The 23,443-nt window shown below is 70.9% G+C and carries 21 protein-coding genes; 10 read left to right on the plus strand and 11 right to left on the minus strand.

The features are described from left to right. On the plus strand, positions 1-316 hold a 316-nt coding region (locus N4G66_RS41575), incomplete at its 5' end, for a hypothetical protein (RefSeq protein WP_261709509.1). Between the two features lie 192 nt (positions 317-508). Further along, positions 509-1,624 carry an ADP-ribosylglycohydrolase family protein gene (locus N4G66_RS41580; RefSeq protein WP_261709510.1) on the plus strand — a complete coding sequence of 372 codons (1,116 nt, stop codon included), beginning with the start codon at positions 509-511 and terminating at the stop codon, positions 1,622-1,624. Between the two features lie 56 nt (positions 1,625-1,680). On the opposite strand, the gene N4G66_RS41585 is transcribed toward N4G66_RS41580, so the two are convergent. After that, positions 1,681-3,252, minus strand: a complete 1,572-nt coding sequence (locus N4G66_RS41585) for a sodium:solute symporter family protein (RefSeq protein WP_261709511.1) — start codon at positions 3,250-3,252, stop codon at positions 1,681-1,683. Positions 3,253-3,627: 375 nt separating this feature from the next. After that, the gene (locus N4G66_RS41590) at positions 3,628-4,413 is read right to left on the minus strand and encodes an SDR family oxidoreductase (RefSeq protein ID WP_261709512.1); all 786 of its coding nucleotides are present in this window, start codon (positions 4,411-4,413) and stop codon (positions 3,628-3,630) included. A 291-nt stretch (positions 4,414-4,704) separates the two neighbouring features. On the opposite strand from N4G66_RS41590, the gene N4G66_RS41595 reads away from it, so the two are divergent. Further along, on the plus strand, positions 4,705-6,333 hold the full coding sequence (locus N4G66_RS41595) for a transposase (RefSeq protein ID WP_261709513.1): 1,629 nt from the start codon (positions 4,705-4,707) through the stop codon (positions 6,331-6,333). Between the two features lie 122 nt (positions 6,334-6,455). Then, positions 6,456-7,292: a hypothetical protein gene (locus N4G66_RS41600; RefSeq protein WP_261709514.1), complete on the plus strand. Its 837-nt coding sequence runs from the start codon at positions 6,456-6,458 to the stop codon at positions 7,290-7,292. Between the two features lie 169 nt (positions 7,293-7,461). Here N4G66_RS41600 and N4G66_RS41605 read toward each other — a convergent pair whose 3' ends face one another. The 3 genes from N4G66_RS41605 to N4G66_RS41615 all read right to left on the minus strand — a co-directional run bounded on the left by N4G66_RS41605 (position 7,462) and on the right by N4G66_RS41615 (position 10,037). Further along, positions 7,462-7,671 carry a DUF397 domain-containing protein gene (locus N4G66_RS41605; protein WP_261709515.1) on the minus strand — a complete coding sequence of 70 codons (210 nt, stop codon included), beginning with the start codon at positions 7,669-7,671 and terminating at the stop codon, positions 7,462-7,464. A 282-nt stretch (positions 7,672-7,953) separates the two neighbouring features. Beyond that, complete coding sequence (locus N4G66_RS41610; protein WP_261709516.1) at positions 7,954-8,811, minus strand: helix-turn-helix domain-containing protein; 858 nt, start codon at positions 8,809-8,811, stop codon at positions 7,954-7,956. A gap of 470 nt (positions 8,812-9,281) precedes the next feature. Further along, positions 9,282-10,037, minus strand: a complete 756-nt coding sequence (locus tag N4G66_RS41615; protein WP_261709517.1) for a GOLPH3/VPS74 family protein — start codon at positions 10,035-10,037, stop codon at positions 9,282-9,284. 223 nt (positions 10,038-10,260) lie between these two features. Between N4G66_RS41615 and N4G66_RS41620 the strand changes: the two genes are divergently transcribed. Together N4G66_RS41620 and N4G66_RS41625 are read left to right on the plus strand one after the other, a co-directional pair. Beyond that, positions 10,261-13,245, plus strand: a complete 2,985-nt coding sequence (locus tag N4G66_RS41620) for a D-alanyl-D-alanine carboxypeptidase (protein ID WP_261709518.1) — start codon at positions 10,261-10,263, stop codon at positions 13,243-13,245. A gap of 202 nt (positions 13,246-13,447) precedes the next feature. Next, positions 13,448-15,349 carry an MFS transporter gene (locus N4G66_RS41625; RefSeq protein ID WP_261709519.1) on the plus strand — a complete coding sequence of 634 codons (1,902 nt, stop codon included), beginning with the start codon at positions 13,448-13,450 and terminating at the stop codon, positions 15,347-15,349. Between the two features lie 154 nt (positions 15,350-15,503). Here N4G66_RS41625 and N4G66_RS41630 read toward each other — a convergent pair whose 3' ends face one another. From N4G66_RS41630 to N4G66_RS41645, 4 genes are all read right to left on the minus strand, one after another. Then, positions 15,504-16,439, minus strand: coding sequence for an alpha/beta fold hydrolase (locus tag N4G66_RS41630; RefSeq protein ID WP_261709520.1), 936 nt, complete (start codon positions 16,437-16,439; stop codon positions 15,504-15,506). Positions 16,440-16,611: 172 nt separating this feature from the next. Next, a complete protein-coding gene (locus N4G66_RS41635; RefSeq protein WP_261709521.1) occupies positions 16,612-17,478 on the minus strand; it encodes a MerR family transcriptional regulator in 867 nt (288 codons plus the stop codon). Positions 17,479-17,545: 67 nt separating this feature from the next. Next, the gene (locus N4G66_RS41640) at positions 17,546-18,043 is read right to left on the minus strand and encodes a glutathione peroxidase (RefSeq protein ID WP_261709522.1); all 498 of its coding nucleotides are present in this window, start codon (positions 18,041-18,043) and stop codon (positions 17,546-17,548) included. A 9-nt stretch (positions 18,044-18,052) separates the two neighbouring features. Next, positions 18,053-19,063 (minus strand): ArsR/SmtB family transcription factor, encoded by a 1,011-nt coding sequence (locus tag N4G66_RS41645; RefSeq protein WP_261709523.1) that lies wholly within the window; start codon positions 19,061-19,063, stop codon positions 18,053-18,055. An 89-nt stretch (positions 19,064-19,152) separates the two neighbouring features. On the opposite strand from N4G66_RS41645, the gene N4G66_RS41650 reads away from it, so the two are divergent. Both N4G66_RS41650 and N4G66_RS41655 read left to right on the plus strand, forming a co-directional pair. Continuing rightward, a complete protein-coding gene (locus N4G66_RS41650) occupies positions 19,153-20,385 on the plus strand; it encodes an MFS transporter (RefSeq protein ID WP_261709524.1) in 1,233 nt (410 codons plus the stop codon). A gap of 246 nt (positions 20,386-20,631) precedes the next feature. Next, on the plus strand, positions 20,632-21,510 hold the full coding sequence (locus tag N4G66_RS41655) for a calcium-binding protein (protein WP_261709525.1): 879 nt from the start codon (positions 20,632-20,634) through the stop codon (positions 21,508-21,510). Positions 21,511-21,656: 146 nt separating this feature from the next. On the opposite strand, the gene N4G66_RS41660 is transcribed toward N4G66_RS41655, so the two are convergent. Both N4G66_RS41660 and N4G66_RS41665 read right to left on the minus strand, forming a co-directional pair. Beyond that, positions 21,657-21,842, minus strand: a complete 186-nt coding sequence (locus tag N4G66_RS41660; protein ID WP_261709526.1) for a hypothetical protein — start codon at positions 21,840-21,842, stop codon at positions 21,657-21,659. Between the two features lie 86 nt (positions 21,843-21,928). After that, positions 21,929-22,117, minus strand: coding sequence for a hypothetical protein (locus N4G66_RS41665; protein WP_261709527.1), 189 nt, complete (start codon positions 22,115-22,117; stop codon positions 21,929-21,931). Positions 22,118-22,420: 303 nt separating this feature from the next. On the opposite strand from N4G66_RS41665, the gene N4G66_RS41670 reads away from it, so the two are divergent. Next, entirely contained in the window at positions 22,421-22,789 is a 369-nt protein-coding gene (locus N4G66_RS41670) for a hypothetical protein (RefSeq protein ID WP_261709528.1), read from the plus strand. A gap of 317 nt (positions 22,790-23,106) precedes the next feature. After that, the gene (locus N4G66_RS41675) at positions 23,107-23,256 is read left to right on the plus strand and encodes a hypothetical protein (RefSeq protein WP_261709529.1); all 150 of its coding nucleotides are present in this window, start codon (positions 23,107-23,109) and stop codon (positions 23,254-23,256) included. Positions 23,257-23,443: the final 187 nt, after the last annotated feature.

Genomic DNA, 23,443 nt, shown 5'->3' on the forward strand with positions numbered 1-23,443 from the left:
AAGGTCCCGGGGCCCGGAGGCCGCGGACCCCTTGTGGCGTGAACTGGCACGGCTCCTGGGCACGGAGGAACTGGACGGGACCACACGCCTGCAGGGCCGGTGCATCGTCGGCTGGGGTCTCGCGGACTGGGCCGACGCCGACCGGGGGCTTGCCGAGGTCCTGGCCGCGGACCCCGACTGGGACGACCTGGCGGTCCTCGCGGACATCCTCGCCGAACTCCTGCTCAGCCCCGCCACCGACCACTCCCGCCTCACCCTGCGCCTGGCGACGGTCGCAGCGGCCCGCGACGCCATCCGGGCGCGCTGCACGGACTGACCGGCGGGGCGGGGCGGGGTGGTGAACGACTGCCGGACCAGACCACGTTTTCTGTCGAACGCCGCTCATACCTGATCACTTGGGGCCACTGGGATCACGTCCCCTATATGGATCCGCGACCTCAACCGACCGTTCCCGTTCGATTACAGTGCTGAGCTGTCGGACGTACGGACGGTGCAGCAGGAGGTCTCGGTGGGTGCGACAGCCGGTGCCGTCTGGGGCCGTGGGGAGCAACAGGACTTCCGCAGCCGGGTCCGCGGGACGCTGCTGGGCGCGGCCGTCGGCGACGCCCTGGGCGCCCCGCTCGGCGGACTCTCCCTGGACGGGATCCGGGAGGCGTACGGCGCGGAGGGCCTCCTCGACCTGTCCCCCGCGTACGGCCGGCGCGGCGCCGTCACCCACCTCACCCAGCTCGCCCTGTTCAGCGTCGACGGGCTCATCCGGGCCCAGGTGCGCCGCGACACCGGCGCCTGGCATCCGCCGTCCGACCTGCACCGCGCCTACCGCCGCTGGGCGGCCACCCAGAGCGACTGGGGGCCCGACGAACGCCGCAAGGACGACGGCTGGCTGGCCCGCGAGGAGTGGCTCTACGTCCGCCGCGACCCGGCCACGACCTGTCTGCTCGGCCTCGCCGACGAGATCATGGGCACGCTGGACGCGCCCAAGAACCCCGGCGAGCCGGGCCCCGAGGCCGCCGCCCGCTCCGCGCCCTTCGGGCTGCTCGTCGGCTGGGAGCCGCAGCTCGTGATGCAGCTCGCCGTCGAGTGCGCGGCACAGACGCACGGCCACCCCTCGGCCTACCTGACGGCGGGCGCGTACGCCGTGATCGTCCACGCGCTGGCCCGCGGCGAGAACCTCGACGCGGCCGTGCAGCAGGCCCTCGCACTCCTCGTGACCCGCCCCGGGCACCAGCCGGTCGCCGACGCGCTCCAGCACGCGCTGGGCGCCGTACGGCAGGGGATGCCCTCGCCGGCGCGGGTCGAGGAGCTCGCCGGGGACGGCTCCGCCGAGGGGGCGCTCGCCGTCGCGGTGTACTGCGTGCTCGTCGGTGAGGACGTCCGGCACGGCCTGTGCCTCGCGGTGAACCACGGCGGGCCCTCCGCCGTCACCGGCGCCCTCACCGGCGGTCTGCTGGGCGCCCTGCACGGCGAGACGGCCCTCCCGCCGGCCTGGCTGGCCGAACTGGAGGGCCGTCCCACGGTGCTGGTGCTCGCGGACGACTTCGCGATGGAGATGACCCAGGGGCCCGCCCTGCACGGGCCCGCCGGCTCGTCCCCGGCCTGGCTCGCCCGCTACCCGCGCGCCTGAGCGGTCCCGGCCCGTACGCCCCGGTCCCTTCAGCGGTTGTCGCCCTTCTCGCCGCCCTAGTCCGTCACCGGAGTGCCCACCACCTCGTCCGGTGAATCCGCCGGGGCCGGGATCGCCGCGGTGGCCGATCCGTCGTCGTCCGTGTTGATCATTTCGATGATCGCGTCCCGCTCCGGGGTGTCCTCGGGCTTCAGGAAGCCGATGAGGATGTACAGGACGAGGGAGATGGCCATCGGGACGGAGACCTGGTACTCCAGCTTCACGTCCGTGCGCTGGGAGAAGTCCAGGTTGTAGTTGACGAAGAAGAAGGCGAGCAGACCGCAGGCCCAACTGGTCAGCGCCGCCGTCGGACCGGACTTACGGAACGGCCGCAGCAGACCCAGGATGAACGGGATCGCGATCGGTCCCATGAGCCCGGCCACCCACTTGATGACGACGGTGATGATGTCCTTGAACGTGGGGGAGTTGACCTGGGTCGCCACAGCCATGGAGAAGCCGAGGAAGGCGACCGTGGTGACGCGGCCCGCGATGAGCCCGGCACGGGTGTCCCAGGCGCGCGCGGCCCTGGAGAACACCGGCACGACGTCCCGGGTGAACACGGCGGCGATGGCGTTCGCGTCCGAGGAGCACATGGCCATCGTGTGCGAGAAGAACCCGACGACGACCAGGCCCAACAGCCCGTGCGGCAGCAGCTGGTCGGCCATCAGGCCGTACGCGTCCGAGCCGTCCGGCTTCTGCGCCGTGACGAGGAGCGGCGAGAGCCACATCGGGATGAACAGGATGACCGGCCACACGAACCACAGTCCGGCGGACAGGAACGCCGACCGCGTGGCCTCCTTGGAGTTCTTGGTGGCCATGTAGCGCTGGGCCTGGTTCCACATGCCGCCGTTGTACTCGAACAGCTTGATGAACAGGTACGCGATGAAGAACACCGTCAGATAGGGCCCCGCGAACCCGTTCGCGTGACCGTGGAGCTTCGGCGAGTCCAGCGCCTTGGAGAGACCGCCCTGGTCGGAGATCTTGTTCAGCGCGATGACCAGCATCGACAGACCAGCCAGCAACTGGATGACGAACTGGCCGAGTTCGGTCAGCGCGTCCGCCCACAGCCCGCCGATCGTGCAGTACACCGCCGTGATGCCGCCGGTGATGATGATGCCCTGGGTGAGCGTGACGCCGGTGAAGACGCTGAGCAGGGTGGCGATGGCCGCCCACTTCGCGCCGACGTCCACGATCTTCAGCAGGATGCCGGACCACGCCAGCGCCTGCTGCGTCTGCACGTTGTAGCGGTCCTTGAGGTATTCCAGGGGTGAGGCGACGTGCAGCCGTGAGCGCAGCCGGTTGAGCCGGGGCGCGAAGGCCTTGGCGCCGATGGCGACGCCGATGGCGATGGGCAGCGCCCAGGTGACGTACGAGGTGATGCCGTAGGTGTACGCGATGCCGGCGTAGCCGGTGAACATCACCGCGCTGTAGCCCGACATGTGGTGCGAGATGCCGGACAGCCACCACGGCATCTTGCCGCCCGCGGTGAAGAAGTCGCTGACATCGTCCACACGCTTGTGGGACCAGACACCGATCGCGGTCATCACACCGAAATACGCGACCAGGACGGCCCAGTCGAGACCGTTCATGTGCCCCCTCCAGGGGTCCGCCTTGTGAACCTGCAGATACCGGACGGCACTTCGCCAGTACATGGGGTCCCCCTGCTCGAGCGAAGCCGAGAGCTCGGGGGCGGGCGGCGCCCCCGTGCGGGAGCGGGGACTTCGGGGATTGAACCGCTGGTTCGACCGACCGGTCAAGACCTTGCGCGGTCACGGATATGAACACAGATCAGAAAGCAGAACGATTTTACGTCTACTTTACCCACCGGGCGGTTGTCGTGCTCGTGACGTGGACCACACCATGAGCGGGCACTTCGTCAGACCCACAGCAGCAACAACAAGTCGTCAGCCGTACGGGATGCGGGTCCCGTGCGCCTGGGAAAGGGGCCGCGCCGGCCGTACCGCCTACCGCATGAGTTCGCCCGCGTTCACGAGCAGCGACTGGCCCGTGATCGCCCGTGACCGGTCGGACGCCAGAAACACCGCGGCGTCCGCGACGTCTCCGTCCGTGGCCAGCTCGGGCAGGGCCATCCGCTCGGTGAGCCGCTTCAGGACGTCCGCCTCGGGCACCTGCTCGGTGTACGCCGTGAACTGCACGTACGCCTCGACGGGAGGGCCCCACATCCAGCCGGGCAGCACGGTGTTGACCCGTATCCGGTGCGGACCGAGCTCCCGCGCGAGGGAGTACATCGCGCTCGTCAGCGCACCCTTCGAGGCCGCGTACGCAGCCTGCCGCACCTGGCTCGGCGCGGCGACCGACGACTGCGTGCCGATGATGACGACCGAACCGCCGCGCTCCTTCAGTGCGGGCAGGCAGGCGCGGGTCATCCGCAGCGTGCCGAGCAGGTTCACGTCGATGACCGACTGCCACGTCGCGAAGTCGGCGTCCTCCAGACCGCCGAAGTAGCTGTCCCAGGCGGCGACATGGACCACCGCGTCGATCCGCCCGAAACGCTCGACCGCGAGCGCCGCCAGCGCGTCGCACTGCCCCTCGTCGGTGATGTCCGTCGCGCGGAACGCCGTGTGCGCGCCGTCCGGGTCCAGTTCGGCCGCCGACTTGGCCAGATTCGCCTCCGTGCGCGCCCCGAGCACCGCGTCGCCTCCGTCGCGCACCACGGCCGCCGCGACCTGATGGCCGAGTCCGGCCCCGACACCCGACACCACCACGGTCCTGCCGGTGAGCAGTGACATCCGAGACCTCCCCAGCTCTGGCGCATTGTCTGACGGAGCGTCAGAGTATGGGTGTCCGGCGGAGGAAGGAAGTCCCGCGCACGTTCCACCGAGGAAGGGGTTGGCAACTATTGCCTCCGGATTGCGCGTAGGCGTTTTCTGGCGCGTGTGAGCGGGCGCGGGTGGCTTCTTCCGTTTGTGCGGAGCCAGGGAGGGAACGGGAGTTCCCTCCTCGAATGCGTGACCTTCATGGACGGTGGTCGTTGGTGGAGTGGCAGGTCGTTCGGGTCGGATGGGGCCGGAGGTGGGGACGTGGGTGATCTGAGGTCGGTGGGGGCGTCGTTCGTGGTGCCCGGCCCGTCGGGGGTGGCAGTCCGAGGCCGGCTCAAGGGCCTGACCGCCGAGGACGAGTGGGTACTGCGGCTGGTCGGCGACCACCTCGGCTCCCTCGCCGCCCGAGATCTCAAAGCGCGGTGTACAGCCGGCCTGGAGCATGGCAGTGACAGCTGGGCGTCGCGTAAGCGGGAGCTGACGGGGTTGTCGTCGTCGCGGTGGGCGGGGTCCTTGACGAAGGCCACGCACGATGTGTGGGCGCTGGCCCGGCGTGGTCTGGTCGCGCACATCCGACAGCTCGAAGTCGGGGTGCACACGATCCAGCACCGACTGTCCCTCCCCCTGGGGGAGAAGGGTTCGAAGCGGGCCGCTGGTGGTTATCGCAGTCGTCGGGAGTGGCATGCCAAGACCCGTCGGCTGCGTGTGCTGGAGGACCGGCTGGCTGCTGCCAGGGCCGACTGGGCGGCCGGGCGGGTGCGGGTGGTTCGGGGCGGGAAACAACTGCTCCACGCCCGCCACCACCTGGGAGAGGCCCAGCTCACCGAGGAGGCGTGGCGTGCGCGGTGGGAGGCGTCGCGCCGGTTTGTGCAGGCGGACGGCGAGTCCGGGAAGCGGTATGGCAACGAGACCATCCGCATCGGCCCCGATGGACAGGTCAGCATCAATCTCCCGGCCCCGCTCGCCCATCTCGCCAACGCCCCGCACGGCCGCTACGTCCTCAGCGCGCGGGTGTCGTTCGCGCACCGGGGCGAGATGTGGCGCGACCGCGTCCAGGCGAACCGGGCCGTGGCGTATCGCATCCACGAGGACACGGGGCAGGGTCGCTGGTACCTGACTGCGTCCTGGACCATCCCACCGGTCCCGACCATCTCCCTGAGCGCTGTGAGGGCCGGCGGGCTGATCGGGGTGGACACCAACGCCGATCACCTGGCCGCCTGGCGACTGGACATGCACGGCAACCCGGTCGGCGCCCCACGCCGCTTCGACTACGACCTGTCCGGCACCACGCAGCACCGTGACGCGCAGGTGCGCCACGCGCTCACACGGCTTCTGCACTGGGCCCACCGGCACCATCTGGCCATCGCCATCGAAGACCTCGACTTCACCGCGGAGACCACCCGGGAGAAACACGGCCGACGAAAGAAGTTCCGCCAGCTGATCTCCGGCATGCCCGTCGCCCGGCTCCGCGCCCGCCTGGTCTCCATGGCCACCGAACTCGGCATCCCGCTGGTCGCCGTCGACCCCGCCTACACCAGCAAGTGGGGCGCCCAGCACTGGCAAAAACCCCTCAACAACACCACCAGGAAAGCCACCCGCCACGACGCAGCCGCCGTGGCCATCGGAAGACGCGCCCTGGGACACCCGATCAGGCGACGGACGGCACCGCCCCGTACCCACCAGAGCGATGGGTACAGGCATCGGACCATCCAGGCCCGACCGGGCGCCCCGGGGCGTGAGGAACCCCGCCCCCGCATCCCCGGACCACGGACACGATCCGTGCCGCCCGGACGCGCGGCGAACGCGGGTGACCAGAACACCCAGGACCGTTCGGGGTGTTCGGCTGGGCAAGGGTCCTGGCGACAGGGCTCACTCCCGCTCAGTCCATAGGAACGGTTCGTCATGTCGGAGGAGACCCGCAGCGAGACCTACGCGGAACTGGCCGCCCTCGGCCCGTACGGCGTCCACCCGGGCCACGCCCTGATCACCCTGGCCGAAAGGAACGGTTCGTCATGTCGGAGGAGACCCGCAGCGAGACCTACGCGGAACTGGCCGCCCTCGGCCCGTACGGCGTCCACCCGGGCCACGCCCTGATCACCATGGTCGAACCGCACCCGGGCCACGAGTACGCCTACAACCGCTGGTACGAGGACGACCACTACTACGCCGGCGCGATGGCCATGCCCTGGATGTACGCCGGACGCCGCTGGGTGGCCACCCGCGATCTCCAACTGCTGCGCTACCCCGAGAAGTCGGCGGTCGCCCAGCCGGTCACCGCGGGCTGCTACCTCTCCACCTACTGGGTCACCGACGGCCGCTACGACGACCACATGAAGTGGACCGTCGGCATCAACAAGCGGCTGAACCGCGACGGCCGCGTCTACCAGGACCGTACGCACGTCTTCACGGCCTTCCAGGACCACGAGGCCACCGTCTACCGCGACGGCGCCGCGGGCCCCCGCGACTTCCACGCCCTCGACCACCCCTACGCGGGTCTCGTGGTCGAGGTGGTCGACGCCGAATCCGCCGACCGGCGCGCCGAGTTGCTGGAATGGCTGCGCTCCCGCCACCTCCCCGGTCGACTGGCCGGCTCACCCGCCGCCCTCGTCACCCTCTTCCGGCCGACCCCGCTCCCCGGCGACCGGATGACCTACGTCAAGCAGGTCGAGGGCGTGGATACCCGGCTGACCCTGCTGTGGTTCCTGGAGACGGATCCGCGCGAGTGCTGGGAGGCCTTCACTGGCCTGGACGAGGCGGTGGCCGAATCGGGCCTGGGACGAGTGGAGTTGGTGGCCCCGTTCATCCCCACGGTGCCCGGAACGGACACGTACGTGGACCGCCTGCGCTAGAAGGGTGTCCTACGGCGAGTGAGCCGAAGGGGCGCGTCGGCACCGGCCTCTGCGCCCCGGAGGCGAACCGAGCCCAAAAGAGGGGGCCGAGCCCCCTCGGCCAGGACGGCGGGCCGGTCGAGAGGGCTCTGTCGGTAGAGCGTATGAAGTTGTTTCGGTCATGGTGGGGTCAGACGAGGTCGGAAGACCCTCGGCTCACCTCGGCCACGAAGGTGTTCCACGCGTCCGCGGGAAAGGCGAGTGTGGGCCCGGTGGGGACCTTGGAGTCCCGTACGGCCATCGCCGAGAGAACCGGGGACTTGACCTCGACGCAGGCGCCGTTGCCGGTGGAGTAGGAAGACTTGGTCCAGGTGTCGGTGGCGCCCTGCTGAATTGCCATGATCGCTCCAGAAAACAGTCGTTCTTCGATGAGTTGCCGCCACCGAAGCCGTCGACGCGCTGTCACCGGACTGCGGATCCGTCAGGAAACCCGCGGTCCGGATTGCGCCAACGTTCTTGCTCGGTGGCGTGATCGACGCTACTCGCCAACATCGGTTGGCGAAGCGACTATTCACTCGACTGGATGGCATATTCCATGGGGGTCTTCCGCGCCGGGGCGGCGACAGTGTAGGGTCCGGCCGCTCATCGGCGGGGGCGCCCTCGCGAGCCGCCCCCGAGCCGCTCAGCGCGCGTAGTCCTTCGCGATGTCGGCGATGAACTGACGCGACTGCTCCACGTTCAGGGCCTGCGCCCGCAGGTGCTCGTACATCACGCTGTACTTCTGGACGTCGTTCGCCTTCTCCAGGTACAGGTCGCTGGTCACGCCCTCGATGTAGACGACGCTGGAGTCGGCCGCGTCGGGGAACTCCAGGATCGCGTACTGGCCGTTGAGGCCCGGGTGCGCGCCCATGTCGAAGGGGATCACCTGCACGGTGACGTGCGGCAGTTGGGACTGCTCGACGAGGTACTCCAGCTGCTCGCGCATCAGGGAGCGGTTGCCGACGGCCCGGCGCAGGGCGGACTCGTCGAGGACGGTCCACAGGCGCAGCGGGTTGTCCGGGGCGGAGATTCGTTCCTGCCGCTTCAGGCGCACCTGCACGCGCTTGTCGATGTCCGCGGGCGCGGTCTCCGGCAGCGCACCCGCGATCAGGGCCTCGGCGTACTGCCGGGTCTGCAGCAGACCCGGGACGACCTGCGGGTCGTACACGCGCAGGCTCGCGGCGTCGGTCTCCAGACCGATGTAGACGCTGTACGGGATGTCGCCGAAGGAGTGCCACCAGCCCTGCTGGCGCGAGTCCTTGGCCATCTGCATCAGCGAGTCGACGATCCGATGGTCCTCGACCTCGTAGACCCCGCACAGATCGCGGACGTCGCGCTGGCTGATACTGCGCCTGCCGTTCTCCAGCCGGCTGATCTTCGACTGCGAGACCAGCAGGCGCTCGGCGACCTCTTCGGCCGTCATGCCCTTGAGCTCGCGGAGCCGGCGCAGCTCCTGGCCCAGCCGGCGCCGCCGGACGGTGGGATTGACACTTGACGCCACGGGACGTACACCTCCGGCTGCGGGCCTGTACTTTGCGTATCTGCTGTTGAGCAGATTGCCACCAAGGTGCTTTCTACCGCTGGGAAACGGCGTATATGCGCCGGGTGGGCGCAAGTTCGCGGATTCGGCGTGTATACGCGTCGTGCGCTGCCCTCCGGGGTCCCCCGCGAACTCCCTTGAGAGATCGAGGAGATCGTCGATGGTGCCCGGGCAGGGCACCGGCCGCGGAGGCGAACGCGGTCCCCTTGGAGACGGGTTCTCCTCGGATGCGGCCGCGCGGGGTGACTGGGACCGTGTCGTCGTCCGGACGTACGGTCACAGCCACCCCGCGCGAACCAGCGGCTCCCGAACCGGATCATGGGGACTGCGGTGCGGCGCTCAATGTCTTGCGGCGGTGCGGGTGCTGTGGAACTGCGGGTGCTGCGGTACTGCCGGCCTTGCGGTGGTGCGGGCCGCCGTGGGGCTGCGGCTCAGTGCGCCACGGCGCGCGCCATCGAACCATGACGCGGTTGCATCGGAACACCACGGGCGGTCTCCGGTGCGGACCTGACTCCGGCGGTGGCCGGACGGCCTGCCGGTGCCGGGCTGCGGCGTGGCTGTACGGCCACACCGTTCTGAACGTCCATCACGGCGTGTGCCACGAGGCCGCCCATGGGGTCGTGCCTGATCAGGTCCCGCAGCCGGGAGCGGGACGAACGTCCCTCGTTCCCCGGATACAGGTGCTTGCCGAGACCGACCGCATGGGCCAGCGCGGCGAGCGCCGCGGTCCGCGGGTCCGGCGGGACGCCGGTGCGGATCGCGTTGTCCAGCCGGGTTCTGATCTCCCGGCTGATATCCGTGTCCGTCGCTTGGTAGCGAGTCGTCGGAAGCACCCCGCACATCTGGCCGGCCACGGCATGAACCATGCCGCACCTCTCCAGATGCGAAAGGTAGGTCTGGCGAAGCCCCAGGCGGGGTCCGCCAATCCAGTTGACCGCACGTACGGGTGCTCCGCGTCGGCGAAGCAGTTCCAACGCACAGTCCAGTGTTGGATCTCCGGTCGGCCGTGGCACCACCACGGCGATACGATCCCCGTCTGGGGCTATCCGTCCGGCCAGCGCCAGCTCCACTAGCTGTGCTCCGGCCAGACCGAGGTCGAGCGACTGCGGCTGCGCGGTGGTACCCGTGGCCGGGTCCAACGCCAGCAGCAGAAGCTCCTCCGGAATTGTTCTGCGGCTCTTGCCCATCCATGCCTCCCCGCGTGGATGAATGACAGGGTGACCCCTCTCACATTGGTCTGTCGAGGGCGCGTGACCGGAATATGGGGGAACCGGCAGGTATGTCGTTCTCGTCTACCGCAGGGGTCAAGCCCTCACAGCAGGACACTGGTACATGGTTCGGACAGCGGTGTCCGGGCGGCGGTTCAAGGGTTTGACGGTTCGTTTTCGGCGCGCGGAGGGCGTGCGCCGCATGGAGGAGGCATCGGTGGCGGGCGAGTCCCCCGACAGGTCGAAGCAGCACGAGTCGTCGGCGTCGTCGGCAGAAGCGACGCCGGTGACCCCGGCGCCGGTTCCGAGTCCGGCGCGGTCGGTCGCGCAGGCGTCGACGTCGATCAAGAGCTCGGCTTCGGCCGACCCCCGAATGGCGATGGCCCGTGAAAGGGCCGCCACGGTACGGGTGGATCAGGCGACGGCGGTGTTCTCCACGAAGGCGCTGTCGGCGGACGCCTCCCGCACGGCGGAGTCGGAGCGGACCTCCGGGCCCGCCGACGGCGCCGACGCGGCCGTCGGCGGGAGCGCCGAGGGCGACACCCGGCTGCGCGCGGCGGTGGCCGCGTGGGTCTCCGGATCGGACGAGCCCGCTCCGGCGGACGCGGACGACGCCGACGCCGGATCCGAGGGCGCCGGCGGACCCGAGGGCGGTGACGGCGCCACGAACGACGCCGAGGACGCCGACGGGACCGACGCGTCCGACGCGGACGGCGCGGAGCCCGCCGGCGACGCCCAGGGCGGCGACGCCGGGGCGGAGCCTGCCGAGGACCAGGGCGAGCCCGCGACGTCCGGGAGGGCCGAGGGCACGTCCGACGGGCCCGACACGGGCGACGCGTCCGACGTGGCGTCCGACACGGACGAGGAGGCCGCCGCCGAACCCGCCGCCGACCTCGACATCGATATCGACACCGCCGAGGAGCCCGAGGCTGACCAGCAGCCGGAAGCCGCCTCCGGCGAGGCTCCCGCGGCGGACGAGCCCGAGGACGAGCCCGAGGACAAGCCCGCCCCGTCGTCCGCGCTGGACGCCGCACTGGCGTCCCGAGCAGCCGCCGAGGCCGCCTCCAAGGCCGCGCCCGAGCCCGCGGTCGAGGACGAGCCCGAGGACGCCCCTGAGGCCGACCCCGAGGACGAGCCGAGCGACGAGCGCGAGGACCGGCCAGCGGCCCCCTCCGCACGAGCGGCCGTACCCGCGACCGAGGACCTGCCCGAGTCCGCCTCCGCCAAGCCTGAGGCTGCGCCCGAGGCTGCGCCCGAGGGCCGGCCGAGCGACTCGGCTCCCGGCTCCGGCGACGAGACCCCGGACGCGGAGACCGACGAGACCCCGGCCACGGGAACCGACGAGACCCCGGCCACGGAATCCGCCTCCGAGGCCCCCGTCGATCAGCCCACCGCCATCTTCAAGGCCCCGCGGCGGCCGGCCGTGGACCAGCCCACCACCATGCTCAAGCTGGGCGGCGCCGCCCAGCGCCCGGCAGCCGGGAAGCCCGAGTCCGGGCCGACGGACGCCACCGACGAGCCTGCCGCCAAGGCCACCGACGAGCCCGCCGCCAAGGCCACTGGCGAGCCCGCGGTCAAGACCACCGACGAGCCCGCCGCCAAGACCACCGAGCGGCCCGCCGCCAAGGCCACCGGCGAGCCCGAGGCCAAGGTCACCGAGCGGCCCGCCCCCGAGTGGGGTGCCAAGCCCGCCGCCGATCCCGAGCGCACCAGCAAGTTCGTCGCCCTCAAGCCGCTCGACGAGCCCGGCGCCCCGGCATGGCCGAAGCCCACGCCCGCCCCGGGGACCGGGGACAAGCCCGCGCCCTCCCGAGGGACCGCCGACAGGCCCGCGGCGGCCACCGCGGCGATCCAGCAGGTCGGCCCCGAGCGCACCACCCAGCTGCCGCTTCCGCCGAAGCCCCCGCTGGACCTGCTGGCCGAGCTGACGAACACGCCGCCGCCGCCGCAGACCCCGGTCCGGACGCTCGTCCGGCGGGTCAAGATCTGGACGCCGCTGGTCCTGCTGCTCGCGGTGATCTTTGCAGTCGCGCAGGCCTTCCGTCCGTTGCCGACGCCCGGTCTCGCGCTCACCGCCGACCAGACGTACACCTTCGGCGGCGGCACCCTCGACCTGCCCTGGCCCGGTCAGGGCCAGTCCGCGATCGAGGTGGACGGCGTGGGCAGCCTCGGGACCGACGGCAAGCAGACCCCGTCCCCCACGGCGAGCGTCGCCAAGATCATGACGGCGTACGTGATCCTTCAGGAGCACCCGCTGAAGGGGAACGAGGACGGCGAGAAGATCACGGTCGACCAGCAGGCCGAGGACGAGTCGAAGCTGCCGGACGAGTCGACGGCGGCGATGTCGAAGGGCCAGCAGTTCACCGAGCGCCAGATGCTCCAGATGCTGATGATCCCCTCCGGCAACAACGTCGCGCGGCTGCTGGCCCGCTGGGACTCCGACAACGCGGGCTTCGTCGCCAAGATGAACGCCGCGGCCAAGGACCTCGGCATGACGAACTCGACGTACACGGACCCGAGCGGTCTGCAGAAGACGACGGTCAGCACGGCCACCGACCAGATCAAGCTGGCCAAGAAGGTCATGAAGAACGACGTGTTCCGCAGCATCGTCGGGATGGCCAAGGCGGATATCCCGGGGCTGGACAATACGATCTACAACAACAACGACCTGCTGGTGCAGCAGGTCGGCGTGATCGGCCTGAAGACCGGTTCGTCGACGCCCGCGGGCGGCAACCTGGTGTGGGCCGCGACCAAGAACGTCGACGGCAAGACGCAGACGATCTACGGCGCGGTGATGAACCAGGACGCCGGCACCGGCAAGGTCTGGGACAGCCTCCACCTGGCGCTCGTCAACAGCCAGAAGCTGATCGACAAGGTCCAGAAGAGCCTGATCACCGCGACGGTGGTGAAGAAGGGCCAGGTCGTCGGATACGTGGACGACCAGCTCGGCGGCCGGACCCGGGTCGTCGCCACCAAGAACATGACGGCGGTCGGCTGGCCCGGTCTGAAGACCAGGCTGTCGATCGGCGAGGGCCGCTCGGCTGTTCCGCACACCGGCAAGGCGGGCACCGTCGTCGGTGAGCTGACGGTCGGTGACGGCTCCAGCCAGGCCGTGAAGATCCCCGTCGCGCTCCAGTCCGATCTCGCCGAGCCCGGCCTCGGCGCGAAGCTGACCCGCGTCGGCTGAGCGGACACGCACACCGATGACGTACGCGCGCACGCATCGGTGACGTACGGCGGGGAGCGGCACCCGCACCGCACTTCGTCGGACGGCGCCCCACTCGGGAGCCGTCCGGCGGTGTGCGTGCTAGCGTCGCGCTAATCGGGGCTGCTCGCGAGCCGCGGGTCCCGGCCCAGAATGGACAACGGGACACGGGGAGTACCTTGCAGTGGCGACAGCGGAGCCGACACACGCCGACGACGCCGATCCGGGCCAGGGAACGGGTCCGCGAATACCGCTGCACGGCAGCACCCGCGAGGCGGTCCGTGACGTAGGCGGAGACCTGGCCGAAGACGTAGCCGGAGGCGGTGGGGACGCCGAGGGCCCCGGCGGGGCCGAATCGCTCGCGTCGGGCGGCGCCGCGGCGCTGGACCTCTTCCAGCGCTATCCCGTCCTCCTCATCACCGCCCTCGCCGGCGTGCTCCACATTGTGTGGTTCTTCACGTTCGCGAACAGTGGCGGCGACCTGGCGGCGCAGGACGCGTGGGCCGAGTTCGTCGGTCGGCACCCGGACTCGGCGTACAACCTCGCCTGGTACGGCGGAATGCACCCGGTCTCGTACAGCGTGGTGTCGCCGTATCTGATGTCGGTGCTCGGCGTCCGGACGACGATGATGATCGCCGGGACGCTCTCGGCCGGGCTGCTGACGATGATCCTCATCCGCAGCCGAGCCGTCCGGAACCCGATGGCCGCGACGTTCGCGGGTGTCTTCGCCCTGTTCTGCAACGCCATCTCGGGCCGGGTGACCTACGGCCTCGGCACGATGTTCGCGCTCGCCGCGGTCGCCGTCGTCTTCTGCTGGCCCCACCGCTGGCGCTACAAACGCTGGGCGAAGGCCCTGTGCGCGGCGCCGCTCGCCGCGCTCGCGACGGCCGCCTCGCCGGTGGCCGGACTGTTCGTGGGCCTGCTGGCGGTGGCCCTGTTCCTCCAGAAGCGCCGCCCCGGCGCCTACGCCCTCGGCATCGCGCCGGCGGTCGTGGTCGCGCTCTCGGCCTTGCTGTTCCCCTTCTCGGGCACCCAGCCGATGACCTTCTTCTCGGTCATCCTGCCGTTCGCGTGCGCCGGCTCGGTCTACTTCCTGGTTCCCAAGGAGTGGACCACGGTACGGATCACTGCGGCGGTGTACGGCCTCGGCGTACTCCTCGTCTGGCTGATCAGTTCCCAGATCGGTACGAACATCTCCCGTCTGGCGATGCTCTTCGCGGGCGTCGCCCTGATCGCCGCGCTGCCCTTCACCGTGCCGAAGTCACGGAAGTGGTACGCCACCGTCGTCGCCTTCGTCGGATTCACCGGATGGATCGGCTTCAAGACGGTCGACGACATCGTGCACACCACCCCGGCGGCTTCCTGGGCGCGCGAGCTGGCCCCGCTCGTCAACCAGCTCCAGTCGGTGGACGCCGAGAAGGGCCGCGTCGAGGTGGTCCCCGCCCGTTCGCACCGCGAGGCGTCCGCCCTCGCGCCCTACGTGAACCTCGCCCGCGGCTGGAACCGTCAGGCCGACATGGAGCGCAACCCGCTCTTCTACGACGACACGCTCAACTCCGCGAACTACCACGAGTGGCTGCAGCGCTGGGCCATCCACTACGTCGTGCTGCCCAAGGGCGAACCGGACGGCGACGGCGGCCAGCGCGAGCGCGAGCTCGTCCAGCGGGGCATGCCGTACCTCCGGCAGATCTGGGGCGACGCCAACTGGCAGCTCTTCACCGTCACCGACCCCACCCCGCTCGCCGAGCCGCACGCCGTCGTCGACCTCGCCGAGCAGGGCGAGCTGACCATCGAGGTGAAGCAGTCGGGCCGCATCCTGATCCGCATTCCGTACTCGCCGTGGCTGAGCATCGTCGACGCGGACGGCAAGAGCCTGAAGCCGCCGCAGGAGACGAAGGCGTCGAAGGGCCGCGCGGAGGGCACCCCGAAGACGTACGACAACCTCAACGGCTGTCTGACGCCGACCGAGGAGACCGCGGCGGGCGACACGTGGACGGAGCTGCTGGCCCCGAAGCCGGGCACCTACCGGCTCGCGGCGCCGTATCAGCTCCCGCGGGGGACACCGTGCCCGGAGGAGCTGCGCTGAGCCCGGGCCACCGGTGCCGTGACGTGGTTCCGCCACCGCCCGACGCGACCGGTGGCAGAACCGCTCGCCGTGACGGGGACGGGAACCTCGCGCCAGGACGGGGACGGGAACGTCCCGACCCGACGGGGACGGGAACCCGGTGCCGTAGCCGGCACTAGTACCGCTCGAACGGCCCGCAGTACGACAGGCCGGCGTCCTGCGGGTGCTGGTCGCGGAAGAACCGGACGAGCAGGTCGCAGAAGTCCTGGGGCCGCTGGAGATGGGCCAGATGGCCGCACTCCGCGATCGTGGTGAAGTACGCGCCCGGCAGGTCCGCCGCCACGGAGCGGACCAGGTCGGGCGTGGCGAGTGTGTCGTGCTCGCCGGTGAACACGAGATAGGGGACGGCGGGGACGGGCGCGCGCCGGTACCACTCATGGGCCAGCAGCCGCCGGTTCCGCTCGACCGTCACGGCGACATCGCGCGGGCTCTGCGCCGCGAACTGCTGGTACATCAGCCGGGTCAGCGCGGCGTGCTTGCGTACGGTGCGATTGCCGGGCGGCGGCACGAAGCACCGTACGAACTCCTCGGCGGTCTCCTCGACGTGTCCCTCCTCCAGGAGCCGCACCCATCCCACGAGCGCCTCGGCGAACCAGTCCGGGATGTGATCCGACACCCCCTGCACGGCGACCCGGCGCAGATGCTCCGGATACCGCTGGGCGAGCCGGAGCCCGACCGCCCCGCCGTAGCACCCCGCGTAGAGGTTCACCGGGCCGAGCCCGAGCTCGCGCAGCATGTGTCCCGCGCACTCCGCGAGGAAGTCGATCCCGTGCTCGGCCGGCAGGAAGTCCGCGTCCCCGAACCCGGGCAGATCCACCGTGACGACGGTCCCGAGCTCCCCGAGCCACCGCTCGTGCCGCATCCACGAGTACCGCGTCTGGTCCGACCCGCCGAGCACGAGCAGCGGCTCCGTGACGGGGGCGCCGTGCCGGGCGACCCGGACGGTGTACGCGTAGCCCTCCCACGAGAGCCGGTGCTCCGCCACTTCCGTGGATGCCTCGCCTCCCTGCGCCGGGGCGAGAACCTTGACCGAGGAAGCGACAGAAGGCACAGCGAACTCCCGAGGGGGGACGAGACCACCGAAACTCCCACTCGTACACGGCTGCCGGGTGCGGCGCCCGCAATGTCACACGAAGGTGGGCGCTGCGCCACGCAAAGGTAGGCGCGGCGTGGCGCTGCGACCGCACCGCACGTCACCGCACCGCACGTCACCGCACGTCACGTCACTTCACGGGGAACGCCACATCGCACACCGCGTCCTCGGGCCCCGCCGCGTCCCAGTCGGCGAAGTAGATCTCCCGGCACGGGCCGTCGACGGACAGCCCCCGCTCGGTGACCCAGCTCTCGACCGCCTCGAAGGCGGCGAGGATCTGCGGGTGGGCGACCTGGGCCTTGCTGATCCGGACATAGGCGATGCGCCGGGCCGGCTCGACCCGGACCTCGGCCCCGGTGGCCCGGCCCTGCCGCTGTGCCCAGGCGCGTGCCGCGGCCTCGTCGGCGACCGGCACGCACGTCTCCGCCGGTCCGTCGCTCTCCACGCCGACCTCGGCGTGGTAGACGACGAAGGGCGGCCCCGTGACGCCCCCGGCCTCCCGGGCGCCCTCTTCCAGCCGCCCCAGCGAGCCCGGGATCCACACCGGCAGCTCGGGCGCCAGGACGTGCCGCTTCTCGCTCAGCACGAACTGCTCGGGCACCTCGGCGGTCTCGACGACGAACTTCTCGTACATCTCGGAACTCCTCCCGGAAAGACGTCCACGGAGGTAGTCGGCGAGCGCCCGCTGCGAGGCGAACCGCGCCTCGGCGCCGTCCCAGTACGCGGCCAGCAGCGCGGCCGCGTCGCCGCCGCGCGCCTCCACCACCTCCGCGATCCGCGCCAGCGGCATGTCCAGCTGGCGCAGCAGCGCGACGAGCCGGGCCCGTTCGGTCTGCCCGGCGCGGTAGTAGCGGTAGCCGCTGACCTCGTCGACGTACGCCGGGGTCAGCAGCCCCAGCCGGTCGTACAGCCGCAGAGCCTTCGCCGAGAGCCGCGCCCGCGAGGCGAACGCGCCGATGGTGAGCAGGTCCTTGTCCACCAGGTCATCCTCCGTCACCGGGCGCCTTCCGCCCGGTGACAGGGACGCTCCCCCTTGCCCCAGGGGCAAGGTCAACGGCCACGGCTCAGCCGATCGCCTTCTCGACCGCGGAGACGAGCTCCGCCGACTCAGGCTCGGTCTGCGGGGAGAAGCGGCCGACGACCGTGCCGTCCCGCCCGATCAGGAACTTCTCGAAGTTCCAGCGGATGTCGCCGCTGTGCCCCTCGGCGTCGGCGGTGCCCACCAGCCGCTCGTACAGCCCGTGCCGCGCGTCACCGTTCACCTCGACCTTCTCGGTCATCGGGAAGGTCACGCCGTAGGTCGCGGAGCAGAACTCGGCGATCTCCTCGGAGCTGCCGGGCTCCTGCCCGAGGAACTGGTTGCAGGGCACCCCGAGGACGGTGAAGCCCTGGTCGGCGTAGCGCGCGTGCAGCTGCTCAAGACCGGCGTACTGCGGGGTCAGACCGCACTTGGAGGCCACGTTCACGATGAGGACGGCCTTGCCCGCGTACTGGGACAGATCGGCGGAGCCCCCCTGGAGGGACCCGATCTCGACGGCGAGCACAGAGTTGTCAGTAGTCATAAGCGGATGCTAACTCCGGTAGGCGGCGGTCCCGCCGGTCCCGCCGGTCCGTCCCTCGCGCTGCGCTGTGACAAGCACCTCACCGGCGGCCGTCCGCGAGTACAGCACCGACCGTCCCGCCCGCCGCCGCTCCACGAGCCGCGCGTCCAGCAGGACCCGCAGATGCCGGCCGACCGACCCCAGCCCCTGCCCGGTCACGGCGACCAGCTGACTGGTGGACAGGGGCGAGTCGAGGCGGACGAGCACACCGGCACGGGCCGTCCCGAGGAGCGCCCCGAGGCTCTCCGGCACCGCCGCGGCCCGTACGTCGGCCAGCGCTCCCGTGCAGGGGTAGACCACGGCGTAGCGACCGCGGGACTCCTCCCAGGACACCCAGCCGGCCTTCGGCGTGACGGGCACGAAGACGAGCTGGGCGCCGGAGATCTCGCGCGGCGGGTACTCGTGGAGGTTGACCTGGAGCCGGTTGCCGCCGAGCCAGCGCGTCCCCGGGCGCAGCCCGTCCAGCGCCGCCGCCCAGCCTCCCCGGCCCAGCTGCGCGGTCCGTGCGACCACGTCGGCCTCCAGGACGCGCCGCCGCCGTTCCCAGTCAGGACGTACGGACTCCTCCCAGACGGCGGTGAGCAGGGCCGCGGCCCGCTCGGGCAGATCGTCGCGGTCCGCGAGAGCGGCGGGCAGCGGGCCGCCCACCGAGCGGACGAGATGGCCACGGGCCTCCCGGGGCGAGGCCTCCCGCACCCGGGCGACCTCGGTCTCGAAGGTCTCGTCGCCGAACGGGGTCGGGGTCAGGAAGTCGGCGATCCACGCCCGCCCGAGCCCGCAGCGCACGAGGAGCGCGGTGACGGGGTCGGCGGCCAGCCGCTTCCGGTACGCGGGCAGCTGGGCGCCCAGCCAGGCATGCTCACCGGGGTGGGTGGCGGTTCCCGCGTGCAGCAGCTTCAGACAGGCGAAGGTCTCGGCGAGCGGCGACAGCACGAATCGGCTCCCGGCGAGGGTGTCGGCGTTCACCTGCCACCAGCCCATCCCCGCACCCCTTTCCGTCCGGCTCACCGGAGGTTTCGCCCCTGCGCGAAACAGTATCGACGGCCCGTACGGCCCTTCAGACTCCGCGCATGCGCAGCTATTCCGAGCTCTTCCGCACGCGGGAGTTCACCCCGCTCTTCCTGTCCTCCTGCTTCAGAACCGCCGCCTCGACGGTGAGCGGTCTGGCCCTCGGCACCCTGGTGTACCGGGCGACCGAATCGCCGCTGCTCACCGCGCTGAGCATGTTCGGCCCCTCGCTCGCCCAGATGATCGGCGCGACCACCATGCTCTCCGCCGCCGACCGGCTGCCGCCGCGCGCGACGGTGGCGGGCATCGCGCTGCTCTTCGGGCTCGGTACCGCGGCCATGGCGATCCCCGGCCTCCCGGTCTGGGCGATCTTCGTCCTGCTCCTGCTCCTCGGCCTGATCCAGTCCTTCGGCGGCGGGGTCCTGTGGGGCCTGCTGAACGAGATCCTCGCCAAGGAGGGCTATCTGCTGGGGCGTTCGGTGTTCAACATGATGAGCGGGATCGCCCAGATCACCGGATACGCGACCGGTGGAGTCCTCGTGGCCCTGCTGTCCCCGCGCGTCACGCTCCTCCTGGCGGCCGGGCTGTACCTGGCGGCGGCCCTGACCGCCCGGCTGGGCCTGACGCCCCGCGCACCCCGCGCGCTGGGCCGCCCCTCCATCGCCCGGACCTGGCGTACGAACGCCCGCCTCTTCTCCTCGCCGGAACGCCGCACCCTCTATCTCCTGCTCTGGGTGCCGAACGGTCTGGTCGTCGGCTGCGAATCACTGTTCGTGTCGTACGCGCCGAGCCGGGCCGGAGCGCTGTTCGCCTTCGCGGCGCTCGGCATGTTCGCCGGGGACGTGACGACCGGCCGTCTGCTGCCGCCCCGGTTGCGCGCCCGTCTGGGCATCCCGTTCCTGCTGCTGCTCGCGACGCCGTACCTGCTTTTCGCGCTCCGTCCGAGCGTGGCCGTGGCCGCCGGTCTCGTCGCCGTCGCCTCGGTCGGCTTCGGCTCCAGCCTGATGCAGCAGGAACGCCTGGTGGCACTGATCCCCGACGAGCTCAGCGGCCACGCGCTCGGGCTCCACACGGCGGGCATGCTCACGATGCAGGGCGTGAGCGCGGCACTTGCGGGCGGAATCGCCCAACTCGCCTCGCCCGGAACGGCGATGACGGTCATGACCACCGCCTCGATCGCCGTGACGCTCACCCTGGCCCCATCGCTGCCGCGCCGCCGCACGGCGTCCCCGGATCACCAACACCCGGAGCCGTCCGCCCCAAGGGAGCGCCAATCCAAGATGAACTCCACCTGAAACGACGAAGGTTGTGCGAAAGCGGCCACAACCACCCATCCTCCGCCGGTGTCGAACGGGTTGCCTGGGCACACGCATCCAGCGCACAGAACCCCATGGCCCCAGAGCCCCAGAGCCCCAGAGCCCCAGAGCCCCAGAGCCCCAGAGCCCCAGAGCCCCAGAGCCCCAGAGCCCCAGAGCCGCAGAGCCGCAGAGCCGCAGGGCCACCAGGGCTACCGGGTCGCAGATTCTCACCGAGGGAGAACCATGTTCACTCGCCGTACCGCCGCCCTTCCGAAAGCGCTGGCGCTCGTCGCGGTCACGGTCGCCGTGTCCGCGACGGTCGCCGTCCCGGCGGCGGCAGGCGCCGCGACCGCCAGGAGCGCCACGGCGGTCTCCACCGGCCAGAAGCTCTACTACACGGCGGCCGCCGGCCAGACGAACCACCTGAAGATCTCCTGGGCGCTCGGAGCGACCGACCCCGACTCCCAACTGGCCGACTACATCTACACGTTCGACGACACCGTGAGGATCTCCCTCGGCGCGGGCTGTGTCCGCCCCTCCTCGGGCGACACCACCATCGCGGTCTGCACGGTCACCGAACCCAACACCTCGGCCTCCGACCTCGAAACCCTGATCGTCAACCTCGGCGACGGCAACGACACCGCGACGGTCGACCCCGACAACAACGGGTACTCCAGCATCTACGGCGGGGCGGGCAACGACACCCTCACCGGCCACGGCCGCGACGTTCTCTACGGCCAGGACGGCAACGACCACGTGTCCGGGGGCGGTGGCGTCTACGGCCAGGGCGCGTTCGGCGGCGCGGGCAACGACACCCTCACCTCCTGCGGCTACACCTGCCACGGCGGCACGGGCAACGATGTTCTGCGCGGCGGCGTCAGCGAGTCCGACGGCGATTACACGGACTACGACAACGGCCTGTACGGCGACGACGGCAACGACACGATCTACGGCAACGCGGGCGCCGACCTCATCCAGGGCGGCCGCGGCAACGACAGCCTGCACGGCGGCACCGGCGCCGACAAGATCTACGGCAACAGCGGCAACGACCTCCTGCACGGAGACGCCGGCACGGACACCCTCTCCGGCGGCCCGGGAACCGACCGGGTCTACCAGAACTGAGGAGCGAGGGAAACGGCCACGGCTTCCCCGGGGAGGCCTCCTCCGGGGGGCTTCCCCGGATCGGGTGTCCTTGGCGAGGTCGAGGTCGAGGCCGAGGGTGACGGTGACGGTGGTGGGTTCGATGGGGTCCGGGTCGACGGGAGCCGTCAGCGATACAGCCTCTTGCGCACCCACAGAAGCCCGGTCACGCCGCCGACGACGGCCATGTACGCCGTCAGCGGCCCGTCGTTCAGCAGGAGCCCCGGCGAGGCGATGACGGCCACGATGAGCAGCCATCCGCAGCCGGCCACCACGAGATCCGCCGCGTCAGGACGCCGCCGCTCGCCTTCCATTCCACCCCAACTCCGTTTTCCCTCGGCACTGTTCAATGCCTGCTCCCTTGCTCGATATGCGCCCGCGGAATGCCGTGCGCGGACGGCTACCGCTTCTGTGCCCTGTATCGCTTCATCAGGGCGACGATCCGGACGTGTTCGGCGGGGCCGTTGAGCTCGGCCACGAGATCGTCTGGACACAACTCGTAGAGATCGCCCCACCATCGACGTCCGCGGCTGTCCCAGATTCGGTATCCACCCGGCACACCCCTGGAAACGTAGCGTCTCCGGCTCACAGAGATCGGCCAAGGACGGGGAGGGCCGGAGCGTTCGCCTGTGCGGCGTCCGGGTCGACGACGGTTCGGAAGTGAATTCCCATGAAGGTGACAGTAGAAGAGGCCACCGACAGGGACAGCGACAGCGACAGCGGCCCTGCGTCCGGCCCGACAGCGATCCTGCGTTCGCCCGTGAGCGAGCGTACGAGGCTTTGCGCAGGCGCCGGTACGCCTCCGCGCGCTCTGTCCGGCGCGGCCCGGCGGGTGGAACGATCTCGATGCTCGGCACCGGCAGGGGAACACCTTTGGCCGTCGTGGAGATGTGTGCGGCAGCGAGCGGATGTCTGCTGGTCCGAGAAGGCGTACACCACTACGAGCAGTGAGGGGCTGGACATGGCCATGGTGATGTCGATGCACTGGGCAGGAGTCACGCCGGAGCAGTACGACACCGTGCGGGACGCGGTCGACTGGGAAAAGGTGCCGGCGGCCGGTGGCCAGATGCACGTGGCCTGGTTCGACGCCCAGGGACTGCATGTCACCGATGTCTGGGAGTCCCAGGAGGCGTTCGAGGCCTTCTTCGCCGAACGCCTCGCACCAGCGATCCAGAAGGCCGGCATGACCGGTGCGCCCGAGACCGACTTCAGCCCGCTCCACCGACGTTTCATCGCCCCCGAAATCAGCGGCGCCGCGTAGGACACGGCACGCAGTCTCCTACCCCGTGAGGAGAGGTGGCGCGGCCGCGTCCCTGACCTCGCCCACTGCCCGAGTCTTCAACGAAGCCCCCGGTGCTCAGCCCGGGGGCTTCGCGGCTGCAGCCCCACCGGGCGGGCAGCGGACACCGAGCCCTGGGCTTCGTGCCTGCAGCCCCCGGGCGGGCAGCGCACGCCGAGCCCGGTCCCCTGCCCGATAGGGCGTACGTGCCGGCCGCGCCTGGGTGCCGGCGTTCCGGCGCCGAACCTGTCGTCCACCTCGCTCAGCGGCGTGACGTCGACTTCTAAGGCGCCTACGGGATGTTCCTTGCCTCCGATCCCGCCGTCCCGGGCGTGCCGGCGGCGGGCAACGGCGGCGCGCTCGCCGTGTACGACGTCTCGGCCGACGGGGCCACACCGCGGGTCAAGGGCGGCATGGACACCACTTGGGAAGCTGCGGGAACTCCATGATCTTGGAACCGTGCTGGTCGCGTTCCAGGAGGCATCGCCGAGTCGGCGGATCTCCACGAACCCGGCGTCACGCGACTACGCCGAAGCCTCGGGCATCCGTCCCTCGCCGAGTCGTCCGGCCCCATGACCGCTCGGCACGGCACGGCCACCCTGCTCACGGCACCCGGAGCCGCGCCCGCGTCGTGAC

Source organism: Streptomyces rhizosphaerihabitans, assembly GCF_025399795.1.
Taxonomy (GTDB): domain Bacteria; phylum Actinomycetota; class Actinomycetes; order Streptomycetales; family Streptomycetaceae; genus Streptomyces; species Streptomyces rhizosphaerihabitans.